This window comes from Tranquillimonas alkanivorans (genome assembly GCF_900115595.1).
Taxonomy (GTDB): domain Bacteria; phylum Pseudomonadota; class Alphaproteobacteria; order Rhodobacterales; family Rhodobacteraceae; genus Tranquillimonas; species Tranquillimonas alkanivorans.
Genome location: NZ_FOXA01000007.1, coordinates 47,761 through 71,500, shown reverse-complemented (window position 1 = coordinate 71,500; position 23,740 = coordinate 47,761). Strand labels below are relative to the sequence as shown.

The 23,740-nt window shown below is 70.3% G+C and carries 25 protein-coding genes; 17 read left to right on the top strand and 8 right to left on the bottom strand.

The genetic code is table 11. The features are described from left to right. The first annotated feature begins 6 nt into the window (after positions 1 to 6). The 6 genes from BM162_RS10280 to BM162_RS10255 are packed head-to-tail and all read left to right on the top strand — an operon-like array spanning position 7 to position 6,706. Positions 7 to 639 carry a DUF2460 domain-containing protein gene (locus BM162_RS10280; RefSeq protein WP_093421318.1) on the top strand — a complete coding sequence of 211 codons (633 nt, stop codon included), beginning with the start codon at positions 7 to 9 and terminating at the stop codon, positions 637 to 639. Then, positions 636 to 1,511, top strand: coding sequence for a phage/gene transfer agent baseplate hub protein (locus tag BM162_RS10275; RefSeq protein WP_093421315.1), 876 nt, complete (start codon positions 636 to 638; stop codon positions 1,509 to 1,511). The genes BM162_RS10280 and BM162_RS10275 overlap by 4 nt, the downstream gene beginning before the upstream one ends. Continuing rightward, positions 1,508 to 1,933 carry an NlpC/P60 family protein gene (locus BM162_RS10270; protein ID WP_093421313.1) on the top strand — a complete coding sequence of 142 codons (426 nt, stop codon included), beginning with the start codon at positions 1,508 to 1,510 and terminating at the stop codon, positions 1,931 to 1,933. Before BM162_RS10275 ends, BM162_RS10270 begins: the two co-directional genes overlap by 4 nt. Beyond that, on the top strand, positions 1,934 to 5,776 hold the full coding sequence (locus tag BM162_RS10265) for a baseplate multidomain protein megatron (protein ID WP_093421310.1): 3,843 nt from the start codon (positions 1,934 to 1,936) through the stop codon (positions 5,774 to 5,776). Further along, entirely contained in the window at positions 5,763 to 6,479 is a 717-nt protein-coding gene (locus BM162_RS10260) for a DUF2793 domain-containing protein (protein WP_093421308.1), read from the top strand. Before BM162_RS10265 ends, BM162_RS10260 begins: the two co-directional genes overlap by 14 nt. 11 nt (positions 6,480 to 6,490) lie before the next feature. After that, entirely contained in the window at positions 6,491 to 6,706 is a 216-nt protein-coding gene (locus BM162_RS10255; protein ID WP_093421305.1) for a hypothetical protein, read from the top strand. Between the two features lie 331 nt (positions 6,707 to 7,037). Here the strand turns inward: BM162_RS10255 and rplI are convergent, their stop codons facing one another. From rplI to rpsF, 3 genes are read right to left on the bottom strand one after another with little or no spacing between them, the layout of a single operon-like run. Further along, positions 7,038 to 7,685 carry a 50S ribosomal protein L9 gene (gene rplI / locus BM162_RS10250; RefSeq protein WP_093421302.1) on the bottom strand — a complete coding sequence of 216 codons (648 nt, stop codon included), beginning with the start codon at positions 7,683 to 7,685 and terminating at the stop codon, positions 7,038 to 7,040. Between the two features lie 10 nt (positions 7,686 to 7,695). Further along, positions 7,696 to 7,923 (bottom strand): 30S ribosomal protein S18, encoded by a 228-nt coding sequence (gene rpsR, locus BM162_RS10245; RefSeq protein ID WP_020040241.1) that lies wholly within the window; start codon positions 7,921 to 7,923, stop codon positions 7,696 to 7,698. 18 nt (positions 7,924 to 7,941) lie between these two features. Then, positions 7,942 to 8,295, bottom strand: a complete 354-nt coding sequence (gene rpsF, locus BM162_RS10240) for a 30S ribosomal protein S6 (RefSeq protein ID WP_093421300.1) — start codon at positions 8,293 to 8,295, stop codon at positions 7,942 to 7,944. Between the two features lie 245 nt (positions 8,296 to 8,540). Here rpsF and BM162_RS10235 point away from each other — a divergent pair, with 245 nt between their 5' ends. Further along, positions 8,541 to 9,131: a YceI family protein gene (locus BM162_RS10235; RefSeq protein WP_093421297.1), complete on the top strand. Its 591-nt coding sequence runs from the start codon at positions 8,541 to 8,543 to the stop codon at positions 9,129 to 9,131. A gap of 79 nt (positions 9,132 to 9,210) precedes the next feature. Here BM162_RS10235 and BM162_RS10230 read toward each other — a convergent pair whose 3' ends face one another. Beyond that, the gene (locus tag BM162_RS10230; protein WP_093421295.1) at positions 9,211 to 9,570 is read right to left on the bottom strand and encodes a hypothetical protein; all 360 of its coding nucleotides are present in this window, start codon (positions 9,568 to 9,570) and stop codon (positions 9,211 to 9,213) included. Positions 9,571 to 9,761: 191 nt separating this feature from the next. Continuing rightward, positions 9,762 to 10,985, bottom strand: a complete 1,224-nt coding sequence (locus BM162_RS10225) for a cytochrome b/b6 domain-containing protein (protein WP_245759232.1) — start codon at positions 10,983 to 10,985, stop codon at positions 9,762 to 9,764. 157 nt (positions 10,986 to 11,142) lie between these two features. On the opposite strand from BM162_RS10225, the gene fabD reads away from it, so the two are divergent. From fabD to BM162_RS10195, 6 genes are all read left to right on the top strand, one after another. Further along, a complete protein-coding gene (gene fabD, locus BM162_RS10220) occupies positions 11,143 to 12,072 on the top strand; it encodes an ACP S-malonyltransferase (RefSeq protein WP_093421292.1) in 930 nt (309 codons plus the stop codon). A 91-nt stretch (positions 12,073 to 12,163) separates the two neighbouring features. Further along, positions 12,164 to 12,901 (top strand): 3-oxoacyl-[acyl-carrier-protein] reductase, encoded by a 738-nt coding sequence (gene fabG, locus BM162_RS10215; protein WP_093421289.1) that lies wholly within the window; start codon positions 12,164 to 12,166, stop codon positions 12,899 to 12,901. Between the two features lie 186 nt (positions 12,902 to 13,087). Then, entirely contained in the window at positions 13,088 to 13,324 is a 237-nt protein-coding gene (locus BM162_RS10210; protein WP_093421287.1) for an acyl carrier protein, read from the top strand. A gap of 177 nt (positions 13,325 to 13,501) precedes the next feature. Further along, entirely contained in the window at positions 13,502 to 14,764 is a 1,263-nt protein-coding gene (fabF, locus tag BM162_RS10205) for a beta-ketoacyl-ACP synthase II (RefSeq protein WP_093421284.1), read from the top strand. After that, a complete protein-coding gene (gene mltG, locus BM162_RS10200; protein WP_093421281.1) occupies positions 14,764 to 15,918 on the top strand; it encodes an endolytic transglycosylase MltG in 1,155 nt (384 codons plus the stop codon). The genes fabF and mltG overlap by 1 nt, the downstream gene beginning before the upstream one ends. A gap of 447 nt (positions 15,919 to 16,365) precedes the next feature. Beyond that, on the top strand, positions 16,366 to 16,953 hold the full coding sequence (locus tag BM162_RS10195; RefSeq protein WP_093421279.1) for a L,D-transpeptidase: 588 nt from the start codon (positions 16,366 to 16,368) through the stop codon (positions 16,951 to 16,953). A 91-nt stretch (positions 16,954 to 17,044) separates the two neighbouring features. Here the strand turns inward: BM162_RS10195 and trhA are convergent, their stop codons facing one another. Both trhA and BM162_RS10185 read right to left on the bottom strand, forming a co-directional pair. Further along, a complete protein-coding gene (gene trhA, locus BM162_RS10190) occupies positions 17,045 to 17,716 on the bottom strand; it encodes a PAQR family membrane homeostasis protein TrhA (protein WP_093421276.1) in 672 nt (223 codons plus the stop codon). A gap of 69 nt (positions 17,717 to 17,785) precedes the next feature. Further along, positions 17,786 to 19,024 (bottom strand): lytic murein transglycosylase, encoded by a 1,239-nt coding sequence (locus BM162_RS10185; protein WP_093421634.1) that lies wholly within the window; start codon positions 19,022 to 19,024, stop codon positions 17,786 to 17,788. 110 nt (positions 19,025 to 19,134) lie between these two features. On the opposite strand from BM162_RS10185, the gene BM162_RS10180 reads away from it, so the two are divergent. Both BM162_RS10180 and BM162_RS10175 read left to right on the top strand, forming a co-directional pair. Then, complete coding sequence (locus BM162_RS10180; RefSeq protein WP_093421274.1) at positions 19,135 to 19,776, top strand: alpha/beta family hydrolase; 642 nt, start codon at positions 19,135 to 19,137, stop codon at positions 19,774 to 19,776. Between the two features lie 125 nt (positions 19,777 to 19,901). Next, positions 19,902 to 21,128, top strand: a complete 1,227-nt coding sequence (locus tag BM162_RS10175; protein ID WP_093421271.1) for a PRC-barrel domain-containing protein — start codon at positions 19,902 to 19,904, stop codon at positions 21,126 to 21,128. A 138-nt stretch (positions 21,129 to 21,266) separates the two neighbouring features. Here the strand turns inward: BM162_RS10175 and mnmA are convergent, their stop codons facing one another. Further along, positions 21,267 to 22,406: a tRNA 2-thiouridine(34) synthase MnmA gene (gene mnmA / locus BM162_RS10170; RefSeq protein WP_093421269.1), complete on the bottom strand. Its 1,140-nt coding sequence runs from the start codon at positions 22,404 to 22,406 to the stop codon at positions 21,267 to 21,269. Between the two features lie 142 nt (positions 22,407 to 22,548). Here mnmA and sciP point away from each other — a divergent pair, with 142 nt between their 5' ends. Together sciP and ctrA are read left to right on the top strand one after the other, a co-directional pair. Next, positions 22,549 to 22,863: a CtrA inhibitor SciP gene (gene sciP / locus BM162_RS10165; RefSeq protein ID WP_093421266.1), complete on the top strand. Its 315-nt coding sequence runs from the start codon at positions 22,549 to 22,551 to the stop codon at positions 22,861 to 22,863. Positions 22,864 to 22,947: 84 nt separating this feature from the next. Then, positions 22,948 to 23,661, top strand: coding sequence for a response regulator transcription factor CtrA (gene ctrA / locus BM162_RS10160; RefSeq protein ID WP_093421264.1), 714 nt, complete (start codon positions 22,948 to 22,950; stop codon positions 23,659 to 23,661). Positions 23,662 to 23,740 lie beyond the last annotated feature (79 nt).

The window sequence follows — 23,740 nt, the reverse complement described above, 5'->3', positions numbered from 1 at the left end:
AGGGTCATGAGCTTTCACGAGGTGCGGTTTCCCGCAGGGTTGAGCTTTGGCTCGATGGGCGGCCCGGAGCGACGGACGGAGGTCGTGACGCTGGCGAACGGGTTCGAGGAGCGCAACGCGCCCTGGGCGCATTCGCGCCGGCGCTACGATGCGGGGCTGGGGATGCGCTCGCTCGGGGATATCGAGACGCTGATCGCCTTCTTCGAGGCGCGGCGCGGGCGGTTGCACGGGTTTCGGTGGAAGGACTGGGCGGACTTCAAGTCGGCTGCGGCCGCACGCGAGGTGGCTCCGGGCGACCAGGTGATCGCGGTGGGCGACGGGGTGTCGCGCGTGTTCCGGCTGGCGAAGACGTATCGCTCGGGGGCCGCGGAATATGTCCGACCGATCGTGAAGCCGGTGGCGGGCAGTGTCGTGCTGGCGGTGGCGGGCGATCCGCTGCGCGAGGGTGCGGGGCTCGAGGTGGACGTGACGACCGGCGCGGTGACGCTGGACGCGGTGCCGCCCGCAGGCGCGCAGATCACCGCCGGGTTCGAGTTCGACGTGCCGGTGCGCTTCGACGCCGACCTGATCCAGACCTCGGTCGCCTCGTTCCAGGCGGGCGAGGTGCCGGACGTGCCGGTGGTGGAGGTGCGGATATGAGCGGCGGACTGCGGGCGCATCTTGAGAGCGGGACGACGACGCTGTGCCGCTGCTGGCGCGTGATGCGGCGGGACGGTGTGGCGTTCGGCTTCACCGATCACGATGTGGCGCTGGCCTTCGATGGCATGGAGTTCCGGCCGTCCGACGGGCTGAGTGCCCGGGCGCTGGAGGAGACGACGGGGCTGGCGGTGAACAACACGGAGGCGCTGGGGGTCCTGAGCGACGATGCGATCCGCGAGGCCGACGTGCTGGCGGGGCGGTTCGACGGGGCGGAGGTGCTGGCCTGGCTGGTGAACTGGGCCGCGCCGGAGGAGCGGGTGCTGCGGTTTCGCGGGACGCTGGGCGAGATTCGGCGCGTCGGGGCGAGTTTCCGGGCCGAGTTGCGCGGGCTGACCGAGGCGTTGAACCAGCCACGGGGGCGGGTGTTCCAGGGCGATTGCCCGGCGGTGCTGGGGGATGGTGCGTGCCGCGTGGACCTGTCGGCGCCCGGCTATTCGGTGGAGGCCGAGGTGCGGGGCGTCGAGGGCGTGTCGCTGCGGTTCGATCCGCTGTCGGGCTACGCGGACCGGTGGTTCGAGAAGGGGCGGCTGCGGGTGCTCTCGGGTGCGGCCGAGGGGCTGGAGGAAGTGGTCAAGAACGACCGGCTCGAGGGCTCGGGGCGGAAGGTGGAGCTGTGGGACGCGCTGAAGGCGGAGGTCGCCGTGGGGGACCGGGTGCGGCTGGAGGCAGGGTGCGACAAGCGGGCGGAGACGTGCCGGCTGAAGTTCGACAACTTTCTGAACTTCCGGGGCTTTCCGCACCTGCCGGGCGAGGACTGGCTGATGGCGTATCCGACGCGTGCGGGCGTGAACGACGGCGGGAGGCTGTCGTGAGCCGGGTGGTCGATGCGGCGCGGGGGTGGATCGGGACGCCTTATGTGCACCAGGCGTCGGTGAAGGGGGCGGGAGCGGATTGCCTGGGCCTGATCCGGGGCGTGTGGCGCGAGGTGTGCGGGGGCGAGCCGGAGGCGGTGCCCGCCTATACGCCGGACTGGTCGGAGCCGCAGCGCGAGGAGCGGCTCTGGCGGGCGGCGGCGGCGCATCTGCGGGAGGTGCCGGTGGGGCCGGTGCGCGCGGGCGACGTGCTGCTGTTCCGGATGCGCCACGGGGCGGTGGCGAAGCATCTGGGGCTGGCCTCGGGCGCGGCGTCGTTCATCCACGCGTATGCGGGGCATGGGGTGGTGGAGAGTCCGCTTTCGGCGCCGTGGCGGCGGCGCGTGGTGGCTCGGTTTCGATTTCCTGGGGAGGAGAGCTGAATGGCGACGATCGTTCTTTCCGCCGCCGGCGCGGCGCTGGGCGCGTCGGTGGGCGGGTCGGTGCTGGGGCTGTCCTCGGTCGTGATCGGGCGCGCGGCGGGGGCGACGCTGGGGCGCGTGGTGGACCAGTCGCTGATGGGCGCGGGCAGCCGTGTGGTGGAGACCGGGAAGGTGGACCGCTTCCGGCTGACGGGGGCCGGAGAAGGGGCGGCGGTGCCGCGGCTGCATGGCCGGATGCGGCTGGCCGGGCAGGTGATCTGGGCGACGCGGTTCCTGGAGCACGTGGAGAGCACGGGCGGATCGGGCAAAGGGGCGCCGAGTGCGCCGACGGTGCGGGAGCATTCCTATACCGTGTCGCTGGCGGTGGCGCTGTGCGAGGGCGAGATCGGGCGCGTGGGCCGCATCTGGGCGGACGGGCAGGAGATCGAGCGCGAGGCGCTGACGCTGCGGGTCTATCCGGGGTCTGAGGACCAGCTGCCCGATCCGAAGATCGAGGCGGTGGAGGGCGCGGGGATGGCGCCTGCGTATCGCGGGATCGCCTATGTCGTGATCGAGGACCTGGACCTGTCGCGCTTCGGCAACCGGGTGCCGCAGCTGTCGTTCGAGGTGTCGCGGACGGACGCGGACGTGGCCGGTGCGGTGCAGGGCGTGGCGATGATGCCGGGAACGGGGGAGTACGCGCTGGCCACGACCCCGGTCTATGTCGAGGAAGAAGCGGGCGTCACGCGGGCGGTGAACGTGAACACGCCGCTGGGCGGGACCGACTTCGCGGCCTCGGTGGAGGCCTTGTGCGGTGAGTTGCCGGCCTGCGGAGCGGTGTCGCTGGTCGTGTCGTGGTTCGGGGACGATCTGCGCTGCGGGGCGTGCCGCGTGCAGCCGAAGGTGGAGCGGGGTGCGCCGGACGGGTCGATGCCGTGGACGGTTTCGGGGATCGGGCGCGCCGAGGCGGGTGTGGTGCCGGTGGAGGACGGGCGCGTCGTCTATGGCGGGACGCCGTGCGACCGGTCGGTGATGGAGGCGATCGCGGCGCTGCGCGACGCCGGGCAGGCGGTGACGTTCTATCCGTTCCTGCTGATGGAGCAGATGGGCGGCAACGGGCTGGCGGACCCGTGGGGGGGCGAGGAGCAGCCGGCGTTGCCGTGGCGGGGGCGGATCACGTGCTCGGTCGCGCCGGGGCGGGAGGGCTCGCCGGACGGGACGGCGGCCGCGGAGGGCGAGGTGGCGGCGTTCTTCGGGACGGCTGTGCCCGGGGAGTTCTCGGCCGACGAGGATGGGGTGAGCTTCGCCGGCACCGAACTGTCCTATCGGCGGTTCATCCTGCACTACGCGCATCTGTGCGCCGCCGCCGGGGGCGTGGACGCGTTCTGCGTGGGATCGGAGATGCGGAGCCTGACGCAGGTGCGCGGCGCTGGGCGCTCGTTTCCGGCGGTGGAGGAACTGCGGCGGCTGGCGGCGGAGGTGAAGGCGATCCTGCCGGGGGCGAAGGTGGGATATGCCGCCGACTGGTCGGAGTATTTCGGGTACCGGCCGCAGGACGGGTCGGGGGATGTGTACTTCCACCTGGACCCGCTTTGGGCGGACGAGGCCGTCGATTTCGTGGGGATCGACAACTACATGCCGCTGTCGGACTGGCGTGACGGGGACGATCATGCGGATGCGTCGTGGGGGGCGGTGTATGACCTCGGCTACCTGAAAGCCAACGTGGCGGGCGGAGAGGGGTACGACTGGTACTATCCCTCTCCCGAGGCGCGGGAGGTCCAGCGGCGCGCGCCGATCACGGACGGGGCGCACGGGGAGCCGTGGGTGTTCCGATACAAGGACATCCGGTCGTGGTGGTCGCGGCCGCATCACGAGCGGATTGGGGGGGTGAGGTCGCAAACGCCGACGGCCTGGATACCGGGCTCGAAGCCGGTGTGGTTCACCGAGTTCGGCTGCCCGGCGGTGGACAAGGGGACGAACCAGCCGAACAAGTTCCTGGACCCGAAGTCGTCCGAGACGGGGCTGCCGCGGTATTCGACCGGGCGGCGGGACGATCTGATGCAGATGCAGTACCTGCGCGCGGTGCTGGGGTACTGGAGCGATCCGGCGAACAACCCGGTGTCCGAGATCTATGGCGGACCGATGGTCGAGATGTCGCGGGCGCATGTCTGGGCCTGGGACGCGCGGCCCCATCCGTTCTTTCCGGGCAACCTCGATCTCTGGGCGGACGGAGAAAACTGGGCGCGGGGACACTGGATCACGGGGCGCGCGACGCACCGGGGGCTCGACAGCGTGGTGCGGGAGGTGTGCGGCGTGCCGTGCGAGACCCCGGCGCTGTTCGGCGTCGTGCGGGGCTATGCGGTGGATCAGGTGCAGGACGCGCGGGCGGAGGTGCAGCCGCTGATGCTGGCGCATGGCTTCGACGCGCTCGAGCGGGAGGGGGTGCTCTCCTTCCGCTCGCGAGATGGACGGGCCGCGGGGGCCCTCGATCCGGAGCGGCTGGCGGTGAGCGGGGAGTTGGAGGGCGACATGGAGTTGCTGCGCGCCCCCGAGGCCGAGACGGCGGGGCGTGTGCGCGTGGCCTATGTCGGAGAGCACGACGGCTTCGCGGCGCGGGTGGCCGAGGCGGTGTTCCCGGGCGAGGACGTGCTGCCGGTGGGGCAGACGGAGCTGCCGATGGTGCTGACCGGGGCCGAGGCCAAGGGCATCGCCGAGCGCTGGCTGGCCGAGGCGCGGGTGGCGCGGGACGGGGCGCGCTTCGCGGTGCCGCCCTCGGCGCTGGGCGTGGGCGCGGGGGATGTCGTCGAGCTGAAGGGGCAGTCCTGGCGCATCGATCGGGTCGAGCAGGCAGGGGTGCAACTGGTCGAGGCGGTGCGGACGGAGCCGGGGCTGTTCCGGCCGTCGGACGCCGTCGAGGAGGCGGTGCGGGTCGAGCCCTTCGTCGCGCCGGTGCCGGTGCTGCCGGTGTTCCTGGACCTGCCGCTTCTGACGGGGGACGAGGTGCCCCATGCGCCGCACGTCGCGGCGGCGGCGCGGCCCTGGCCGGGATCGGTGGCCATCTACGAGTCGGCTCAGGACGAGGGGTACGCGCTGGATGTGCTGCTGCCCGGTGCGGCGGTCGTGGGGGTGACCGAGACGCCGCTGATGCGCGCCGTGCCCGGCGTGTGGGACCGGGGCGCGGCGTTGCGCGTGCGGCTGGTGGCCGGGGCGCTGGGCGCAGCGTCGCAGGCGCAGGTGCTGGCCGGTGCGAACGGGATGGCGATCGGGTCGGGCACGGACGACGACTGGGAGGTGTTCCAGTTCGCGCGGGCCGAACTGGTCGCGCCGCGCACCTACGATCTGAGCCTGCGGCTGCGGGGACAGGCGGGGACGGATGCGCTGGTGCCCGAGGCCTGGCCGGCGGGGTCGCGGGTGGTGCTGCTGGACGGGCGGTTGAAGCAGCTGGAGCTCATGCCCGCGCAGCGGGGGCTGGCGCGGCATTACCGGATCGGGCCGGCGGGGCGGAGCTATGACGATCCGGTCTATCGCCACGAGGTGCGAGCGTTCGAGGGCGTGGGACTGCGGCCCTACGCCCCGGTGCATGTGCGGGCGGCGTGGTCGGGCGGCGCGCTGAAGGTCGCGTGGGTGCGGCGGACGCGGATCGAGGGCGATGGCTGGGGACCGGCGGACGTGCCGCTGGGCGAGGCGGTCGAGGCGTACCTGGTGCGGGTCGTCAAGGACGGCGCGGTGGTGGCCGAGGCGCGGGTGAGCGCCCCGGAGTGGGTCTGGGAGGACCCGGTGGCGCCGCCCTTTGCGGTGGAGGTGGCGCAGATTTCGGACCGTTTCGGGCCGGGGCTTTTCAGGAGGAGCAATGTCGATGGATGAGACGGCGAAGCTGGGACTGCCGCTGGTGCAGCCAGCGCAGGCGCAGAAGCACGTGACGGTGAACGAGGCTCTGACGCGGCTCGACGGGCTGTGCCAGCTGGTGCTGGCCTCGCGCGGGGTGATGGTGCCGCCGAACGCGCCCGAGGAGGGGGAGGCGTATGCCGTCCCTGTGGGTGCGGTGAATGCGTGGGACGGGCAGGACGGCGCGGTGGCGCTGTTCGTTAACGGCGGATGGACGTTCGTTGCTCCGCGCGCCGGGTGGCGGGCCTGGATCGAGGACGAGGGCGTGGCGGCGGTGCATGACGGGGTCTCGTGGGTCGCGGGGGCGTTGTCGGTTTCGGAGAACGGGGCGGCGCTGGCGTTCCGCTCGATCGAGGTGGAGCACGCGGTGAGCGCGGGGGCGACCTCGGTCGTGGCGGGGGCGATCCCGGCGCGGGCCATCGTCTTCGGCGTGAGCGGCGTGGTGACGGAGGCGATCGGGGGGGCCTCGGCGTGGTCCCTGGGGAACGACGCGGGCTCGGCGGACCGGTTCGGGTCGGGGATCGGGACAGGCGTGGGCGCGTGGGTGAAGGGAGAACTGGGTGCCCCGACCACGTATTACGGCGCGACGGATTTGCTGCTGAAGGCGGAGGGCGGCGACTTCACCGGCGGGCGGGTGCGGCTGGCGGTGCACTACGCTCAGATCGGGGTGCCGCGGGTGTGAGGCCGGCGCGCATGGGCGACGTGATCTGCGCGGCACGGGTGCTGCTGGGCGTGCCGCGGCGGCGCTGGGCCTGGGTGCTGGCGCGGATGTGCGCCGAGGCGCGGGCGTCGGGGGGCAGCCTGATGGAGGCGGCGCTGCGGCGCGAGACGGTGGCCGAGCCGGACCTGCGGTGCAGGGAGTACCGGCGAGCGCTGGTGTTCGTGCTGCTGGGGCTGGGGCGGGATTAGTCGGTGTCGTGGAGCGTGTTGCGCCACGGGAGGGCAGCGGCCGCCCGTGGTGGGCGTGGCAGCGCCCGCCAGGGGGGCGGGCGGGTTTTGTGGTGTGGTGGTGCCGCGTCGCTGTCATGCCCGCAGCGGCGGGCATTTGTAGGGGCGAGGGCTGCGCGTCCGGGTATCCGGTGGAGCGCGGGCGGAGGCTGGCGGGGGCAGCGTGGCGCTGATGGTGGGAGGTCCCGCTTGCGCGGGAATGACAGGGGGCCCTTGTTTGCCCGCACGGCAAAGAAAAAGGGCCGCGCGATGGTCGCGCGGCCCTGAAGGGTCCGACCCGGTGACGGATCAGTTAGCGGTCGAGCTTCTCGTCGAGCTCTTCCTTTTCCTGAACGGCGGGCTCGTCGGTGCGCTGCTCGACGTCCGTCTCGAGCTCGTCGAGCTGGGCGGCGCCGATGTCGTCGAAGAGCTCCTGGATCTCGAACTCGGCGGCCGCTTCTTCCTCGGCGGCGAGTTCCTGGATCGACTTGCCGCTCTTTTGTAGCTCGGCCTCTTCCGGCGAGCGGGCGACGTTGATCTCGACCTCGGCCTCGACCTCGGGGTGCAGCTTCACCCACACCTTGTGCAGGCCGAGCTCCTTGATCGGGTTGGTCAGGATCACCTGGCGACGCTCGATGTCGAAGCCGGCTTCCTTGGCCGAATCCGCGATGTCGCGGGTGGTGACCGAGCCGTAGAGCGCGCCGCCGTCCGAGGCGGAGCGAATCACGATGAACTGCTTGCCGTCGAGATCGGCCGAGGTCTTCTCGGCGTCCTTCTTGGTCTCGGCGTTCTTCGCCTCGAGGTCGGCCTTCTGGGCCTCGAAGGCCTTCACGTTGGCGTCGGAGGCCCACAGGGCCTTCTTCTGCGGCAGCAGGAAGTTGCGCGCGTAGCCTTCCTTGACGGAGACGACGTCGCCCATCTGGCCCAGCTTCGCCACGCGTTCGAGCAGAATGACTTGCATGTCTCTCTCCTTACTTCACGGCGTAGGGGAGCAGGGCGAGGAAGCGGGCGCGCTTGATCGCGCGGGCCAGTTCACGCTGCTTCTTGGAGGACACCGCGGTAATGCGCGAAGGCACGATCTTGCCGCGCTCGGAGATGTAGCGCTGCAGCAGCTTGGTGTCCTTGTAGTCGATCTTCGGCGCGTTGTCGCCCGAGAACGGGCAGACCTTGCGGCGGCGGAAAAACGGTTTTGCGGCCATGACGTGTGCTCCTTTAAATCAGCGGCGGTCGCGACGGCCGTCGCGTTCGTCGCGCTTCTGCATCTGGATCGAGGGGCCTTCCTCGTGCGCGTCGACCTTGATGGTCAGCACGCGCATCACGTCGTCGTGCAGCCGCATCAGGCGCTCCATCTCCTGGACGGCCGGCGCCGGGGCGTCGGTGCGCAGGAAGGCGTAGTGGCCCTTGCGGTTCTTGTTGATCTTGTAGGCCATCGTCTTGACGCCCCAGTACTCGTTGTCGACGACCTTGCCGCCGTTGTCGCTGAGTACGGTCGAGAAGTGTTCGACGAGGCTTTCGGCCTGCGCGTTGGACAGGTCCTGACGCGCGATCATGACATGCTCGTAAAGCGGCATGTGCTCTCCGTATCATTGCGGGCGCACTTCAAAGGACGGGAACCCCTTCCGCGCCCGTCCACGAGAGGCTGCGCCGGTTTCATACCGTGCGGAAGGATGCGGCCTTATACACGGACCGCGCGGCGATGCAACCGGGCGGACGGCTCTGCGCGGGGGCGCACAGGGGCTGTTGTTCCGCGCCGGTTGTTCGCGCGCCGCGACGCGGCATCTTCGGGTCATCGAAAGACACCGTCAGGAGACGACCCATGAAGACCACCTTCGCCGCCGCGCTTCTGGCCGGCACCGTCCTGTCCACCGCCGCGATCGCCGAGCCCGTGGCCTACGATCTGGACCCGAGCCACAGCCAGATCGTGTTCACCTACAACCACCTGGGCTTCTCGACCAGCTACGGCATGTTCTCGGGTTTCGAGGGCGACATCCAGTTCGACCAGGAAGACCCGGCCAATTCATCGGTCGAGGTGGCGTTCCCCGTCCGCTCGATGCTGACCGGCTGGGAAGCGCGGTTCGAGCACTTCATGTCGGGCGACTTCTTCGACGCTGCCGAGGACGAGATGGTGACCTTCACCTCGACCGGCATCGAGGTGACGGGCGAGGACACGGCGCTGATCACCGGCGATCTGACGCTGAACGGCACGACGCAGGAAGTGGTGCTGGACGCCAAGCTGAACCAGGCGGGCGAGCACCCGATGGAGGGCAAGCCCTGGGCCGGGTTCGACGCCACCACCACGCTGGTGCGTTCGGATTACGGGCTGGGCGCCTTCGCGCCGTATGTCAGCGACGAGGTCGAGGTGATGATCTCGATCGAGGCGATGCAAGCGGACGCGCAGGAAAGCTGAGCCGCGTGTAACGGTATCAGGCAGTAAGAGTTCAGGGGCCGTCGGGGCGATCCGGCGGCCCTTTTTCCGTGCGGCGGTATCAGAGAGCGGTGGCGGGGCCCTGGGAGAGGCGGTGCGCGGCCTCGGGGTTGTCGGCTTCCCAGTCCTTGAAGGCGAGGTAGCCCGTGCGGCTGGCGGCGGCGCGGGCCTTCGGGGGAAGAGTGGAGAAGAGTTCCGGAGCGACGTCCGCCACGAAATGCAGCTTCACGCGCAGGAAGGCGGCCGAACACAGGGCTGCGCGGTCGCGGGAGAGAAAGCCGTCTCGCGCGGCGGCCTGGCAGCGGTAGTGCGTGGTGAACGCGCCGGCGGGAATGTCCGCCTCGGCGTCGGCGTGGATCGCGCGGCTGGGCGCGGGCAGCGTGGCGGAGAGGAAGAGGAGGGCGGCGGGGACGTGCTTCATGTCGCGGCCTTTGTCAAATGGTCGGGTCGTCGGCGGCGACCGCGCGGGACGCGGGTTGCGGCCGGATGAAAATGCCTTGTGGTGCGGTGCACCGAATGACGAAAGCGTAGCACGACCGGACGCGCGCACGAAGGCCACGAATTTTCGACGGAAATTCGTGGCCGGCAGATTTTCGACGAAAATCTGCTGTGTCAGTCGGTGGCGCGTTGGGCGGTCAGATCGACCGTGACGTCGACGCCGAAGGCGAGCGTGTCGGGGTCTGTCTGACCAGCGCCGATGTCGAAGTTGCGGCGGTCGAGTGTGGTGGCGCCGGACATGGTGGCGGTGTCGCCGTCGAGATCGAGCGTGAAGGGCAGCGTCACCGGCACGGTTGCGCCGCGCAGGGCGAGGGTGCCCTCGGCGACGTAGCCGGTCTCGGCCGGCAGGATCTCGGCCTGGAAGGTGGCTGTCGGGTGCTCTTCGGCGGCGAAGTAGTCGGCGCCGAGCGCCTGCGAGGTGACCGAGCCCAGCGTCAGGCTGGGAATGGCGACCTGCACGGTGACGTCTCCGTGGCGGCCATCGGTGGGCTCTTCGGCGAAGGCGATGTCGGCGGTCCAGTCGGCGAAGCTGCCCTCGACTGTGTTGCCGAACTGGCGGACCTGGATGCCGAGCGTGCCCTCCTGCACGGTCCAGTTGCCGGTTTGCGCGGCGGCAAGTTCGGGGGTGGCGCGGGCCTGGGGCTCGGGCCCGACGAGGGCGTAGGCGGCGCCGAAGCCCAGGGCGTAGATGGCGGCGGCGGCGATGGCGGCGGGGGCATGTCCGAGTTCGGGCGCGCGGGCCTGCGCCGGCGTCCGTCCGGGCAGCATTCGGGCGAGCGTGGCGTCTCGGTCGACCATCGCGTGCTTCAGCGCGCCGGCCACGTGCAGGATCAGCGCGGCGATCAGCACCTTGGTGAAGACCCAGTGTGTGGCGCCGGCATAGGCCTCGACCATCGTGGATTTCGGCACCAGCGGCAGCGACTGGCCGAGCGGCCAGAGGATCGGCGCGAAGCCTTCCGACGCCGCGTGCATGATCCAGCCCGACAGCGGCACGACGACGATCGCGGCGTAGAGCGACCAGTGCACGATCTCGGCCAGCAGCGTCTCGCCCCGCCGTTCGGGGTGCAGCGGATGCGGGCGGGGCTGGATCAGCGCCCAGAGGATACGGCCGAGGGCCACGAAGAAGGCGAGCACGCCCAACGTCTTGTGCAGCGAGAAGAGCCGCGCCTTCACGGCGAGCTGGTCGGCGGTGTCGTAGGGCCATTCGTGCGCCACCAGGCCCAGCGGGATCAGCGTGAGGATCAGCAGGGCCGTCAGCCAGTGGAAGGTCTTGGCCACGCCGCCATAGCTGGCGCGGGTGTTGCCGAGGGCGGCTGCGGCGGTGTCGGTCATGCTCATGGTCGTGCTCCGCTGGGGGGACGCCGGGAAACCTACGGTGTCGGGCGCGGGCCGCAATGCCGACCGCCGCACCCGGGATGTGCATGGATGCAGGGAGCGTTGCGTGCGGGCGGCCGCCGCGTTATCCCCCGTGCCCAAGCAGAGTTGGAGGACGACGATGAGCCGGGCTTTCGTATTTCCGGGCCAGGGGGCACAGACGGTCGGCATGGGCCGGGCGCTGGCCGAGGCCTATCCCGCCGCGCGCGCGGTGTTCGACGAGGTGGACGAGGCCCTGGGCGAGAAGCTGTCCGTGTTGATCTGGGAGGGCTCGGCCGAGGACCTGACGCTGACGGCGAACGCGCAGCCGGCGCTGATGGCGACCTCGATGGCGTCGATGCGGGCGCTCGAGGCCGAGGGGATCGGCGTCGAGACCGCGGCCTTCGTCGCGGGGCATTCGCTGGGCGAGTACTCGGCGCTCTGCGCGGCCGGCGCGCTGAGCGTGGCGGACACGGCGCGGCTTCTGCGGCTGCGCGGGCAGGCGATGCAGTCGGCGGTGCCGGTGGGCGAGGGCGCGATGGCCGCGCTTCTGGGGCTCGACCTGGACGGCGCGCGGGCCGTGGCCGAGGAGGCCGGGCAGGGCGAGGTCTGCCAGGCGGCCAACGACAACGACCCGGCGCAGGTGGTGATCTCGGGGCAGAAGTCGGCCGTCGAGCGCGCGGTGGAGGTCGCCAAGGCGCACGGCGCGAAGCGGGCGGTGCTGCTGCCCGTCTCGGCCCCGTTCCACTGCCGCCTGATGGAGCCGGCGGCGCGCACCATGGCCGACGCGCTGGCGCAGGTGGAGATCGCCGCGCCGAAGGTGCCGGTCGTGGCGAACGTCACCGCCTCCGCCGAGAGCGACCCGGACCGCATCCGGACCCTGCTGGTCGAGCAGGTGACCGGCGCGGTGCGCTGGCGCGAGAGCGTGGGCTACATGGTGGCCGAGGGCGTGGACGACTTCTGGGAGGTCGGCGCGGGCAAGGCGCTGTCGGGCATGATCCGGCGGATCGAGAAGGGCGCGTCGGTCCGGCAGGTCGGCACGCCCGAGGACGTGGCCGCCGTCAAGGGCTGACGGAGCGTGCGGGAGCGGGGGCCAGCCCCCGCACCCCCGGGATATTTCTGGACCGAAGATTAGGGCGCGGGCGCGCCCGGAGGAGAGTGAGATGTTCGATCTGACGGGGAAGACTGCGCTGATCACCGGCGCCTCGGGCGGGATCGGCGCCGAGATCGCGCGGGTGCTGCATGGCGCGGGCGCGACGGTGGGCCTCTCGGGGACGCGGGTGGCGCCGCTCGAGGAGCTGGCGGGCGAGTTGGGCGCGCGGGCGCATGTGCTGCCGTGCAACCTGAGCGAAAAGGAAGAGGTCGACGGGCTGCCGAAGAAGGCGGCCGAGGCCATGGGCTCGGTCGACATCCTGGTGAACAACGCGGGCATCACGCGCGACAACCTGTTCATGCGGATGTCGGACGAGGAATGGCAGTCGGTGCTCGACGTGAACCTGACGGCGGCGATGAAGCTTTCCAAGGGCGTGCTGCGCGGCATGATGAAGGCGCGCTGGGGGCGGATCGTCAACATCTCGTCCATCGTGGGCGCGACGGGGAACCCGGGCCAGGGCAACTATGCCGCCGCCAAGGCCGGGCTGATCGGCATGTCGAAATCTCTGGCCTATGAGGTGGCGACGCGGGGAATCACCGTCAACGCGGTGGCGCCGGGCTTCATCGAGACGGCGATGACCGAGAAGCTGACCGACGACCAGAAGGCGGGGATCCTGGGCCAGGTGCCGATGGGGCGCATGGGCACGCCGCAGGAGATCGCCGCCGCCGTGCTGTACCTGTCGAGCCCGGAGGCGGGTTACGTGACCGGCGCGACGCTGCACGTCAACGGCGGGATGGCGATGCTTTGAGAGCGCCGCGAGACGGCGTTCGAAAGCGTTTGCGTCGCCCGGGCGATATGCTATAGGCGGCGCACATTTTCGGACGGGGCCGCCGGATGCGGCGGCCTTTTGACGTGACCGCAACGGCACGGAACGAGTGGCCCGCGGGGCTGAAGACCAACGGGAACGGACCCCGAGGAACCAAGAGGAAAAGACATGAGCGACATCGCAGATCGCGTGAGGAAGATCGTCGTCGAGCACCTGGGCGTCGAAGAAGAGAAGGTGACCGAGAACGCCTCGTTCATCGACGACCTGGGCGCCGACTCGCTGGACACCGTCGAGCTGGTCATGGCCTTCGAGGAAGAGTTCGGCATCGAGATCCCGGACGACGCGGCCGAGACGATCCAGACCTTCGGCGACGCGGTGAAGTTCATCAAGGAAGCCCAGCAGTAAGGGCTTCGGCCGGGCCCGCGCGGGCCGGGCAGGAAATCGCGGGGGCGGCGTGCCACGGGGCGTGCCGCCCCCTTGCGTTTCCGGCGGGGGCGTGCCGGGCCGGCCGCGCCGCTCTTCCCAGCCCGGGCCCGGGCGTGTATCAGGGCAGCAACAGAAAAGCAGTATCGAGAGGCGCACATGCGGCGGGTCGTTGTCACCGGTTTGGGAATGGTCAGTCCTCTGGCCTGCGGGGTCGAGGAGACGTGGAAGCGGCTGCTGGACGGGAAGTCCGGCGCCGGGCAGATCGAGCGTTTCGACGCCAGTCACCTGGCCACCACCTATGCCTGCGAGGTGCCTCTGGGCGACGGCAGCGACGGGACCTTCAACCCCGATGACTGGATGGCGGCGAAGGAGCGGCGCAAGGTCGACGACTTCATCCTCTATGGCATGGCCGCCGCGGACCAGGCGGTGAAGGATGCCGGCTGGACGCCGGAGGACGAGGAGAGCCGCCTGCGCACCGGCGTGATGATCGGCTCGGGCATCGGGGGCTTGCAGTCCATCGCCGAGACCGCCGTGCTGATCAAGGAGAAGGGGCCGCGGCGCGTGTCGCCGTTCTTCATCCCGGGCGCGCTGATCAACCTCGTCTCAGGGCAGGTGTCGATCCGCTACGGCTTCAAGGGGCCGAACCACGCGGTGGTCACCGCCTGCTCGACCGGGGCGCATGCCATCGGCGACGCGGCGCGGCTGATCCAGTGGGGCGACGCTGACGTGATGATTGCGGGCGGCGCGGAAAGCCCGATTTCCGAGATTGGTGTCGCGGGCTTCAACGCCTGCAAGGCGCTGTCGACGAAGCGCGGCAACGATCCACAGGCGGCCTCGCGCCCCTATGACGAGGATCGCGACGGCTTCGTGATGGGCGAGGGCGCGGGGGTCGTGGTGCTCGAGGAATACGAACACGCCGTGGCGCGCGGCGCGAAGATCTATGCCGAGGTGATCGGCTATGGCCTGTCGGGCGACGCCTATCACATCACCGCACCGGCCGAGGACGGCGACGGCGGCTATCGCTCGATGGAGGCCGCGCTGAAGCGCGCCGGCATCACGCCGGAGGATGTGGACTACATCAACGCGCACGGCACCTCGACCATGGCCGACACGATCGAGCTGGGCGCGGTGGAGCGGCTGATGGGCGAGGCCGCGTCGAAGGCCACGATGTCGTCGACCAAGTCGTCGATCGGGCACCTTCTGGGTGCGGCGGGGGCAATCGAGGCGATCTTCTGCACGCTGGCGATCCGCGATCAGGTGGCGCCGCCGACGATCAACCTGGACAACCCGGCCATCGAGCCGAAGCTGGACCTGGCGCCGAACACGAAGCGTGAGCGCGAGATCGACGTGGCGCTGTCGAACTCGTTCGGCTTCGGGGGCACCAACGCGTCGCTCGTGCTGCGGAGGGTCGCCGGCTGATGTGGCGCAACATCGCCTCGAACTTCCTGACGCTGTTCATCGTCGTGCTGGCGCTGTTCGCGGGCGTGATCGCCTGGGGTAAGCGCGAGTATGCCGGACCCGGGCCGCTGACGCAGGCGATTTGCCTGGAGGTCGAGAGCGGGTCGAACATGCGGCGCGTGTCGGACAAGCTGGCGGGAGACGGCGCGATCTCGAACGCGCAGATCTTCCGCATCGGGGCGGAGTACACGGACAAGTCCGACCAGCTGAAGGCCGGCAGCTTCCTGGTGCCCGAGGGCGCGTCGATGGAAGAAATCGTCGATATCGTCACGCGCGGCGGGCAGTCGACCTGCGGGACCGAGGTCGTCTATCGCGTCGGCATCGCCGGGCAGGAGATCGAGGTGCGCGAGCTGGACCCGGCCTCGGGGCAGTTCGAGGAGGTCGTCGAGTTCGACCCGGCCGAGGCCGAGGCCCCGGCGGAATACGCCGAGGTGCGCGAGGCCGCCGACACCCGCTATCGCATCGCGCTGGCCGAGGGGGTCACCTCGTGGCAGATCGTCGAGGCGCTGCGGCAGGCCGATTTCCTGGACGGCGAGGTGGCCGAGGTTCCGGCCGAGGGCACGCTTGCCCCCGACAGCTACGAAGTGCGGCCGGGCGCGGCGCGGGGCGAGCTGCTGGCGGCGATGCAGGCGCGGCAGGAGGAGCGGCTGGCCGAGGCCTGGGCCGCGCGCGACGACGACCTGCCGGTGGAGACGCCGGAGGAGGCGCTGATCCTGGCCTCGATCATCGAGAAGGAGACCGGCGTGCCCGACGAGCGCGGGCAGGTGGCCAGCGTCTTCGTCAACCGCCTGCGCGAAGGCATGCGTCTTCAGACCGACCCGACGGTGATCTACGGCATCACCAATGGCGAGGGCGTGCTGGGGCGCGGGCTGCGGCGGTCCGAGCTGGACGCGGTGACGCCGTACAACACCTATCGCATCGACGGGCTGCCGCCGACGCCCATCGCCAATCCGGGGCTCGACAGCCTGATGGCGGCGGTGCAGCCGGCGGAGACGGAGTTCCTGTATTTCGTGGCCGACGGCTCGGGCGGGCACGCCTTCGCGCGCACGCTGGCCGAGCACAACGAGAACGTCGCCCGCTGGCGCGAGATCGAGGCGCAGCAGGCCGGGCAGTAAGCCCGGCCTGGCCTGCCCGGGCAGCGCCCGCCCGCCCGGGCGCTTCCTTTTGGGCGAACACCATCTGCGAGCGCCCGCTGTCATTCCCGCGAAAGCGGGAACCTCCCACCGCTTGCGCCGCGCTGCCCTCGCCCGACGCACGGCCCCGGCGTCACCGGATGCCCGCTATCGCGGGCATTGAAGGCATTGGGGCGAGGCGGTTCCAGCTGAGCGCTACCGCACAAGACGCCCGCCCGCCCCCCAGGCGGGCGCTGCCCTCTCGGGGGCGCGTGGCGGGCGGGACGCCCTCGGATCGTGCGCAAGCGCAGCGATGCCGTGCCTCCACCGGGGAAGCATCCCTACACTTGCGGATGGGACGACTCACCAAATGTTGTATTCGCATTTCCGAACCCGTGTCGGACTGTCGGCGTTGAGGCGGCCGGAAACCGAGAAACGGGGGACAACGGAATGCGAACGAGACGATCTTTCCTGGCCGGTGGGGCCGCGGGGCTGGCGCTGGCGGCGACCGGTGTGCGGGCGCAGGGTACGCCCGTGCCGAACTACGACCTGCCGCCGCACCTGATGCCGCAGGAGGTGCGCGTGGGCGGGAACTTCGCCCCCGGCGTGGTGCACGTGGTGCCGGACGAGTACGCGCTCTACTGGACGCTGCCGGGCGGGCGGGCCATCCGCTATGTCGTGGGGATCGGGCGGCCGGGGCTCTATGAGCCGGGCGAGTTCTTCGTGGGCGCGAAGAAGCGCTGGCCAAGCTGGACGCCGACGCCGGACATGATCGATCGCGAGCCCGAGAAGTACGCCCAGTACGAGGACGGGATGCCGGGCGGGTTGTCGAACCCGCTGGGTGCGGCGGCGCTGTACCTCTTCACCGAGGAGCGCGGCGACACCTTCCTGCGCATCCACGGCACCGACGACCCCTCGACCATCGGCATCGCCGTGTCGAACGGCTGCGCGCGGCTGGTCAATGACCAGATGGTCGACCTTTACAACCGCGTGCCTGAGGGCTCGAAGGTCATCCTGTACGAGAAGATGCGCGCCTGAGGCGGCCCGCCGCTCAGGCGGCGGGGCCGCAGCTCGTGCACTCGCTTAAGCTGGCCATCCGGCGTCCTGGCGCGGGATGGCCCAAGCCTGCTCAGCCAAGCGCGGGCAGGCGCGTTGCCGCGAGGTGCATCGACACGGCGGCGAAGAACGTCACGCTCGCCGCCAGCACGAAGACGTGCCAGATGGTGCGGTGAAACGGCAACCGCTTGAAGACGTAGAACACGAAGCCGGAGGTGTAGATCAGGCCGCCGATCACCACGAGCGTGAGCACCGGCCCCGGCAGTTCGCTGAACATGCTGGATGCGGCGAAGGCGCCGCCCCAGCCCATCACCAGGTAAAGCGCGATGGCGTAGGGCTTGGTCGATTGCGGCGCGAAGACACGCATCCCCGTGCCCATCAGCGCCGCGCCCCAGAGCCACAGCACCACCACCAGCGCATGCCCGCCCGAGAGCAGGCTGAACGGCGTGTACGTCCCCGCGATCTTGAAATAGATCGCCGAGTGATCGAGCCGGCGCAGCACGTTCTTCCATGTCCCCGCCGGCGCCATGTTGTAAAGCGCCGAGCACAGGATCATCCCCACTAGGCACAGCCCGTAGATCGTGGCGGCGGCCACGGCCGACAGGTCGCCGTGCCAGACCACGGCCAGCGTGATCAGCACCGGCACGGCGAGGATCGCGGCGGCAAGACCCGCGACGTGAACCACGGCGTCGGAGAGATTCTCGGCGGCGGAGTAGCCGGAGCGGGGGGCAAGGCGGAGTGTCATCCGACAAGCTTACCCCACGTGCCGGCGGACTCAAAGCAAAGCTATCGTGACGGGTGCCGTGACGCTCCGTCAGATCAGCCGTTGCAGCAGCGCGCGTGACGGCTCGCCCGTCACCGGCAGCCCGGCGCGGGACTGGAAGGCGCGGATCGCGGCGCGGGTGTCCGGGCCGATGACACCGTCCGCGCCGCCGGTGTCGAAGCCGCGCGCGGTCAGGCGGCGTTGCAGCAGCTTGCGGTCCTCGAGCGTCAGGCCATAGGCGTCGGGCGGGAAGCCCGCGCGCAGCGGCGGACCACCGGCGAGGCGGTCGGACAGGTGGCCCACGCCGATCACGTATTTCTCGGCGTTGTTGTAGCGCGCGATGACGCCAAAATTCGGGAATACCATGAAGGCCGGCGCGCCCAGCCCTTGCGGGATCAGGATCGAGGCGGGCCCGTGGTCGGGCACCGGCCGCCCGTCCGCGCCCCGCACGCCCAGCGCCGCCCAGGAGGCGGGGCTGCGTGTGGTGCCGCGCCCGGCCAGCGAGGTGTCGAAGCCCTGCGGCAGCATCACCTCGACCCCCCAGGGCTGGCCGCGCCGCCAGCCGAAGCGCGACAGGTAGGCGGCGGTCGAGGCCAGCGCGTCGGTCGGGTCCTCGGACCAGATGTCGCGCCGCCCGTCGGCGTCGAAATCCACGGCATAGGCTTCGTAGGACGTGGGAATGAACTGCGTGTGGCCCATCGCGCCGGCCCAGCTTCCGGTCATGCGGGCGGGCGTGATGTCGCCGTTCTCGAGGATGCGCAGCGCGGCGATCAGCTGCCGTTCGAAGAACGCGCCACGCCGCCCGTCATAGGCCAGGGTCGAGAGCGCCGAGATCACCGGCACCTCGCCTCGCCGCGCGCCGTAGCGGCTTTCGAGCCCCCAGACGGCGGTCACGACCGCGGGCTCGACGCCGTAGCGCGCCTCGATCCGCGCCAGGGACGGGCCCCAGCGGCGCAGCATGGCGCGGCCCGTCGCCACCCGCTCGTCCGAGGCGGCGATGGCCAGGTAATCCTCGAGCGTACGGGTGAACTCGGTCTGGTTGCGGTCGCGCTCGATCACGCCGGGCAGGAAGCCCACGCCCCGGAACGCCCGGTCCAGCGTGCCGGGCGCGATGCCCTGCGCCTGCGCCCGGCCGCGGAACGCCCGCACCCAGGCGTCGAAGGCCGGGTTCGGCACGGCGACCAGCGTCTCGTCCCGCGTGGCGGGGGCGAGCGCGGGGGGCGGGGGCCCGCAGGCGGCGAGCCCGAGCGCGAGAAGGCCGAAGGTGGCGGATCGTCTGGTGGTGCGCATCTGTGTCCCTGCCATCATGGGTAGACTCCCTGCCTAGCCCAGGGCGCGCGGGCCGCAAAGGGGCGCGATCGCGGGTGGCGGGGCGTTGCCGGGCATGGCATCACGCAGCCATGACCGAGCCACGCGACATCGAACTCCTGCGCGACGGCCCCCGCGACGCCCGCGCCACGCTGCTTCTGGCGCACGGGGCGGGCGCGCCCATGGATTCGGAGTGGATGGAGGCGGTGACGGCGGCCTTCGCCGCACAGGGACTCGCGGTCGCCCGCTTCGAGTTCGGCTACATGGCCGCGCGCCGCGCGGGCGGGCCGAAGAAGCCGCCGCCGCGCGCCGAGCGGCTGATGGACGAGTATCGCGCGGCGGTCCACGCGCTGTCGGCGCAGAAGCCGCTGGTGATCGGTGGCAAGTCGATGGGCGGTCGGGTGGCGAGCCTGGTGGCCGACGATCTGCACGCGGCGGGGCAAGTGGCGGGGCTTTTGTGCCTCGGCTACCCGTTCCACCCGCCGGGTAAGCCCGAGCGGCTGCGCACCGCGCATCTGGAGACGCTCGCCACGCCCGCGCTGATCGCGCAGGGCACCCGCGACCCGTTCGGCCGGCGCGAGGAGATCGAGGGCTACGCCCTGTCGGACCGGATCGAGCTTTGCTGGCTGGATGACGGTGATCACGATTTCAAGCCGCGCAAGGCCAGCGGGCACACGCTGGCGGGCCATGTCGCGGCGCTGGCCACGCGCGTGGCGGAGTGGGTCGCGGACTGACGCCCCGGCCCGCGGGCCAAGTGCGCCGGAGCGCGCCAATTTTCGCCGACCGCGCGGGGCACGGGAACAGCCCGGCGTTTCGGCAGTTTTGCCGCCAGAACCGTTTGTCACGGAAAGGAAACGCCATGAAACGCGTACTTGCGACCACCGCGCTGGCCGCTCTCGCGACCGCGCCCGCTCTGGCCCAGGACGGCCAAGCCCAGATGATGCCCTCCGACATGATCGGCGAGACCCTCTACGGCGCCGAGTCGATTCCGGTCGAACCGCTGTCCGAGGTCGACGCCGCCTGGGCCGAACTCGGCGAGGTTTCGGACGTGCTGCTGGCCGAGACCGGCGAGCCCGAGGCGCTGATCATCATGTTCGGCGACCGCGAGATCGAGCTGGCATATGACCAGATCGCCGCGCTGCCCGACAGCGATGACGAGGGCGAGTTCTTCGTCGTTACCAGCCAGGGCGAGGACGCGCTGGCCGAGGCGCCGGAGTTCGATCCCGCGGGCGCCGAGGGCCGCCTGGCCTCGGCCGGCTCCGAGACCACCGGGTCGGAGACCGGGACGGACGAATCGGACGCCGAGATCGAGACCGTCGACATCCAGGAGCCCGTCGAGGGCGAGGAGATGGCCGAGGGCGAGATGACCACCGTCCCGATCCAGGACCCGGACGAGGCCGAGACGGCCGAGGCCGGTGACGCCGCCGCGACGGACGAAGGGATGGAGACGGCCGAGACCGAGCTTGTCCCCGCCGACGAGGAGGCAGAGACCGCCGACATCGCCGTCGAGGAGATGACCGAGGACGCGCCCGAGGCCGACATGGCCGAGGCCGAGATCGTCGAGGGCGACGCCGAGATCATGGCCACCGACGACGTTCTGGCCGAAGAGGCGCCCGAGTCCGACATCGCGGAGGGCGAGACCGAGTTCGTGCCCGCCGACGACACCGAGACCGCCGCGGTCGAGGAAGGCGAGCTGATCGAGGAAGACCCGGTCACCGAGATGGCCGAGACCGAGATGGAGATGGTCGAGGAAGAGACCGCCGATCTCGCCCCCGAGATCGTGGTGGACGGCTATACCCGTCTCGCGTCCGACGCCATCACCGTCGACGACCTGACCGGAGCGTCAGTCTACGGCTCGGATGAAGAGCGCGTGGGCGAGGTGTCGGAACTGCTGCTCGACGACAGTGGCGCGATCTCGCAAGCCATCGTCGACGTTGGCGGTTTCCTCGGCCTGGGCGAGCACTCGGTCGCCGTGGACCTGCAGGAGCTCAACATCCAGCGCTCCGAGGCCGGTGACGACCTGCGCGTCTATGTGGGCGCGACCGAGGAACAGCTCGAGGCGCTGCCCGAGTACGAAGGCCAGTAAGCCAACCGGATGCCGCCCCGCGCGGGCGGTCCATCTTCGGTCCGGAAATATCCCCGCCGGAGGCATCGCGCCGGGCCGCAAGGCCCGGCGCAATCGCGTTCAGCGTGCCCCGAAGGCGCTCATTCATCGACTGGATCCTCAGCCCTTGTGAATCCAGCCGCCGCCGAAGATGCGGCTGCCTTCGGGGGCGTAGAACACGCAGGCCTGACCGGGCGAGACACCTTCCTCGGCCACCACCAGCTCGACCTCGGCCTCGGTCTCGGACAGCGGCCGGATCACCGCCTCTCGCGGGGGGCGGGTGGAGCGGACCTTGACCGACAGGTGCCATTCGGAGCGCGAGGTGAAGGGCGCGTCACCCAGCCAGTTGATCTCACGCACCGGGACGGTGCGGGTGGCCAGCATCTCTTTCGGGCCCACGACGACGCGGTGATTGTCCACGTCCAGCTTCACGACGTAAAGCGGCTCGGACAGCCCACCGATCCCCAGCCCCCGGCGCTGGCCGATGGTGTAGTGGATCACCCCGTGATGCTCGCCCAGCACCCGGCCATCGACATGCACGATCTCGCCCGGCTCGGCCGCGCCGGGGCGCAGCTTCTCGATGACGCTGGCGTAGTTGCCGTTTGGCACGAAGCAGATGTCCTGGCTGTCGGGCTTGTCCGCCACGCTCAGCCCGTAGCGGGCGGCGAGCTTGCGGGTTTCGTCCTTCGAGGCCAGATGCCCCAGCGGGAAGCGCAGGTAGTCCAGCTGCTCGGGCGTGGTCGAGAACAGGAAGTAGCTCTGGTCGCGGTTGGCGTCGGCGGCCGAGTGCAGCTCGGGCCCCGCCGCGCCCATCTTGCGCTGGATGTAGTGCCCGGTCGCCATGCAGTCGGCGTCGAGGTCGCGGGCGGTTTCCAGCAGGTCCTTGAACTTCACACGCTCATTGCAGCGGATGCAGGGCACCGGCGTGGCGCCTGCCAGGTAGCTGTCGGCGAATTCGTCGATCACCGCCTCGCGGAAGGTGTTCTCGTAATCCAGCACGTAGTGAGGGAAGCCCATCGCCTCGGCCACGCGTCGGGCGTCGTGGATGTCGCGACCGGCGCAGCACGCTCCCTTCTTCGCCAACGCCGCGCCGTGATCGTAGAGCTGCAGCGTGACGCCCACGACGTCGTAGCCTTCCTCGGCCAGTTGCGCGGCCACGACCGAGCTGTCGACGCCGCCCGACATGGCCACGACCACGCGGGTCTCGGCCGGGGGTTTGGCGAAACCGAGGGAGTTCAGCTTTTGCGTGCTGTCGAGCATGGCGCGGACCTTCCGGGAAACTGCGCGGAATATAGGAGAATGCGTCCTGCTCACAACCCCGCGTTTCACCGCTTTTTAAGGCACTGCGCCTAGCAAAGGCACATCCGGGTCAGGGGTGAGCGGATAACCAGGGGGTTAAAGGATGTGGTTGAAGAAGGTCGAGGGGCCGCGCGCCGTGCGGCTGCCTGATGGACGCGTGATGACACGCGCGGATCTGCCCGATCCGACGACGCAACGCTGGGTCGCCAGCCGCAAGGCCGCCGTGGTGCGTGCGGTCGAGCATGGGCTGCTTGCCGAGGACGAGGCGCTGCGCCTGTACGGGCTGTCGGAGGAAGAGCTGGACGCCTGGCGCGCGGCCGTGGCGCGCCACGGAGAGGCGGGGCTGAGGGTGACGCGCCGGGCGCGGAAGGTGGCGGAGATCGACGGGAACGAAAAAGACATAGACAACTTTAGGTAGTAAATGCTACTTCTTCCCTAACGGTAAGGATGATTTAACCGCTCCACACCATGGTCGCCGGCGAAGGGAATTGCGGAGAATGACATGCGAGTTCTGCTGATCGAGGACGACCCGACCACTTCGCGCAGCATCGAGATGATGCTGACCCACGCCAACCTGAACGTGTACTGCACGGATCTGGGCGAGGAAGGCGTCGATCTGGCGAAGCTTTACGATTACGACCTGATCCTGCTGGACCTGAACCTGCCGGACATGCACGGCCACGACGTGCTGCGCCAGTTGCGCCTGGCGCGGGTCGACACGCCGATCCTGATCCTGTCGGGCGTGGACGACACCGACAACAAGATCAAGGGCTTCGGCTTCGGCGCGGACGACTACCTGACCAAGCCCTTCCACCGCGACGAGCTGGTCGCGCGCATCCACGCCATCATCCGCCGCTCGAAGGGCCACGCGCAATCTGTGATCCGCACCGGTCAGGTCGAGGTCAACCTGGACGCCAAGACCGTCGAGGTGGACGGCAAGCCGGTGCACCTGACCGGCAAGGAATACCAGATGCTCGAGCTTCTGAGCCTGCGCAAGGGCACGACGCTGACGAAGGAAATGTTTCTCAACCACCTCTACGGCGGGATGGACGAGCCCGAGTTGAAGATCATCGACGTCTTCATCTGCAAGCTGCGCAAGAAGCTGAGCGAGGCGACGGGCGGCGACAATTACATCGAGACGGTCTGGGGCCGCGGTTACGTCCTGCGCGACCCCGAGCCGAAGGAGGCGGCTCAGCGCATCGCCGCCTCTGCCTGACGGCCCGCCGCGCCGCTGGGGATGGCGGCGCGCGGGACCCGGCCACCACTCACGACGACCGGCTGGACCTCCGCCGAGA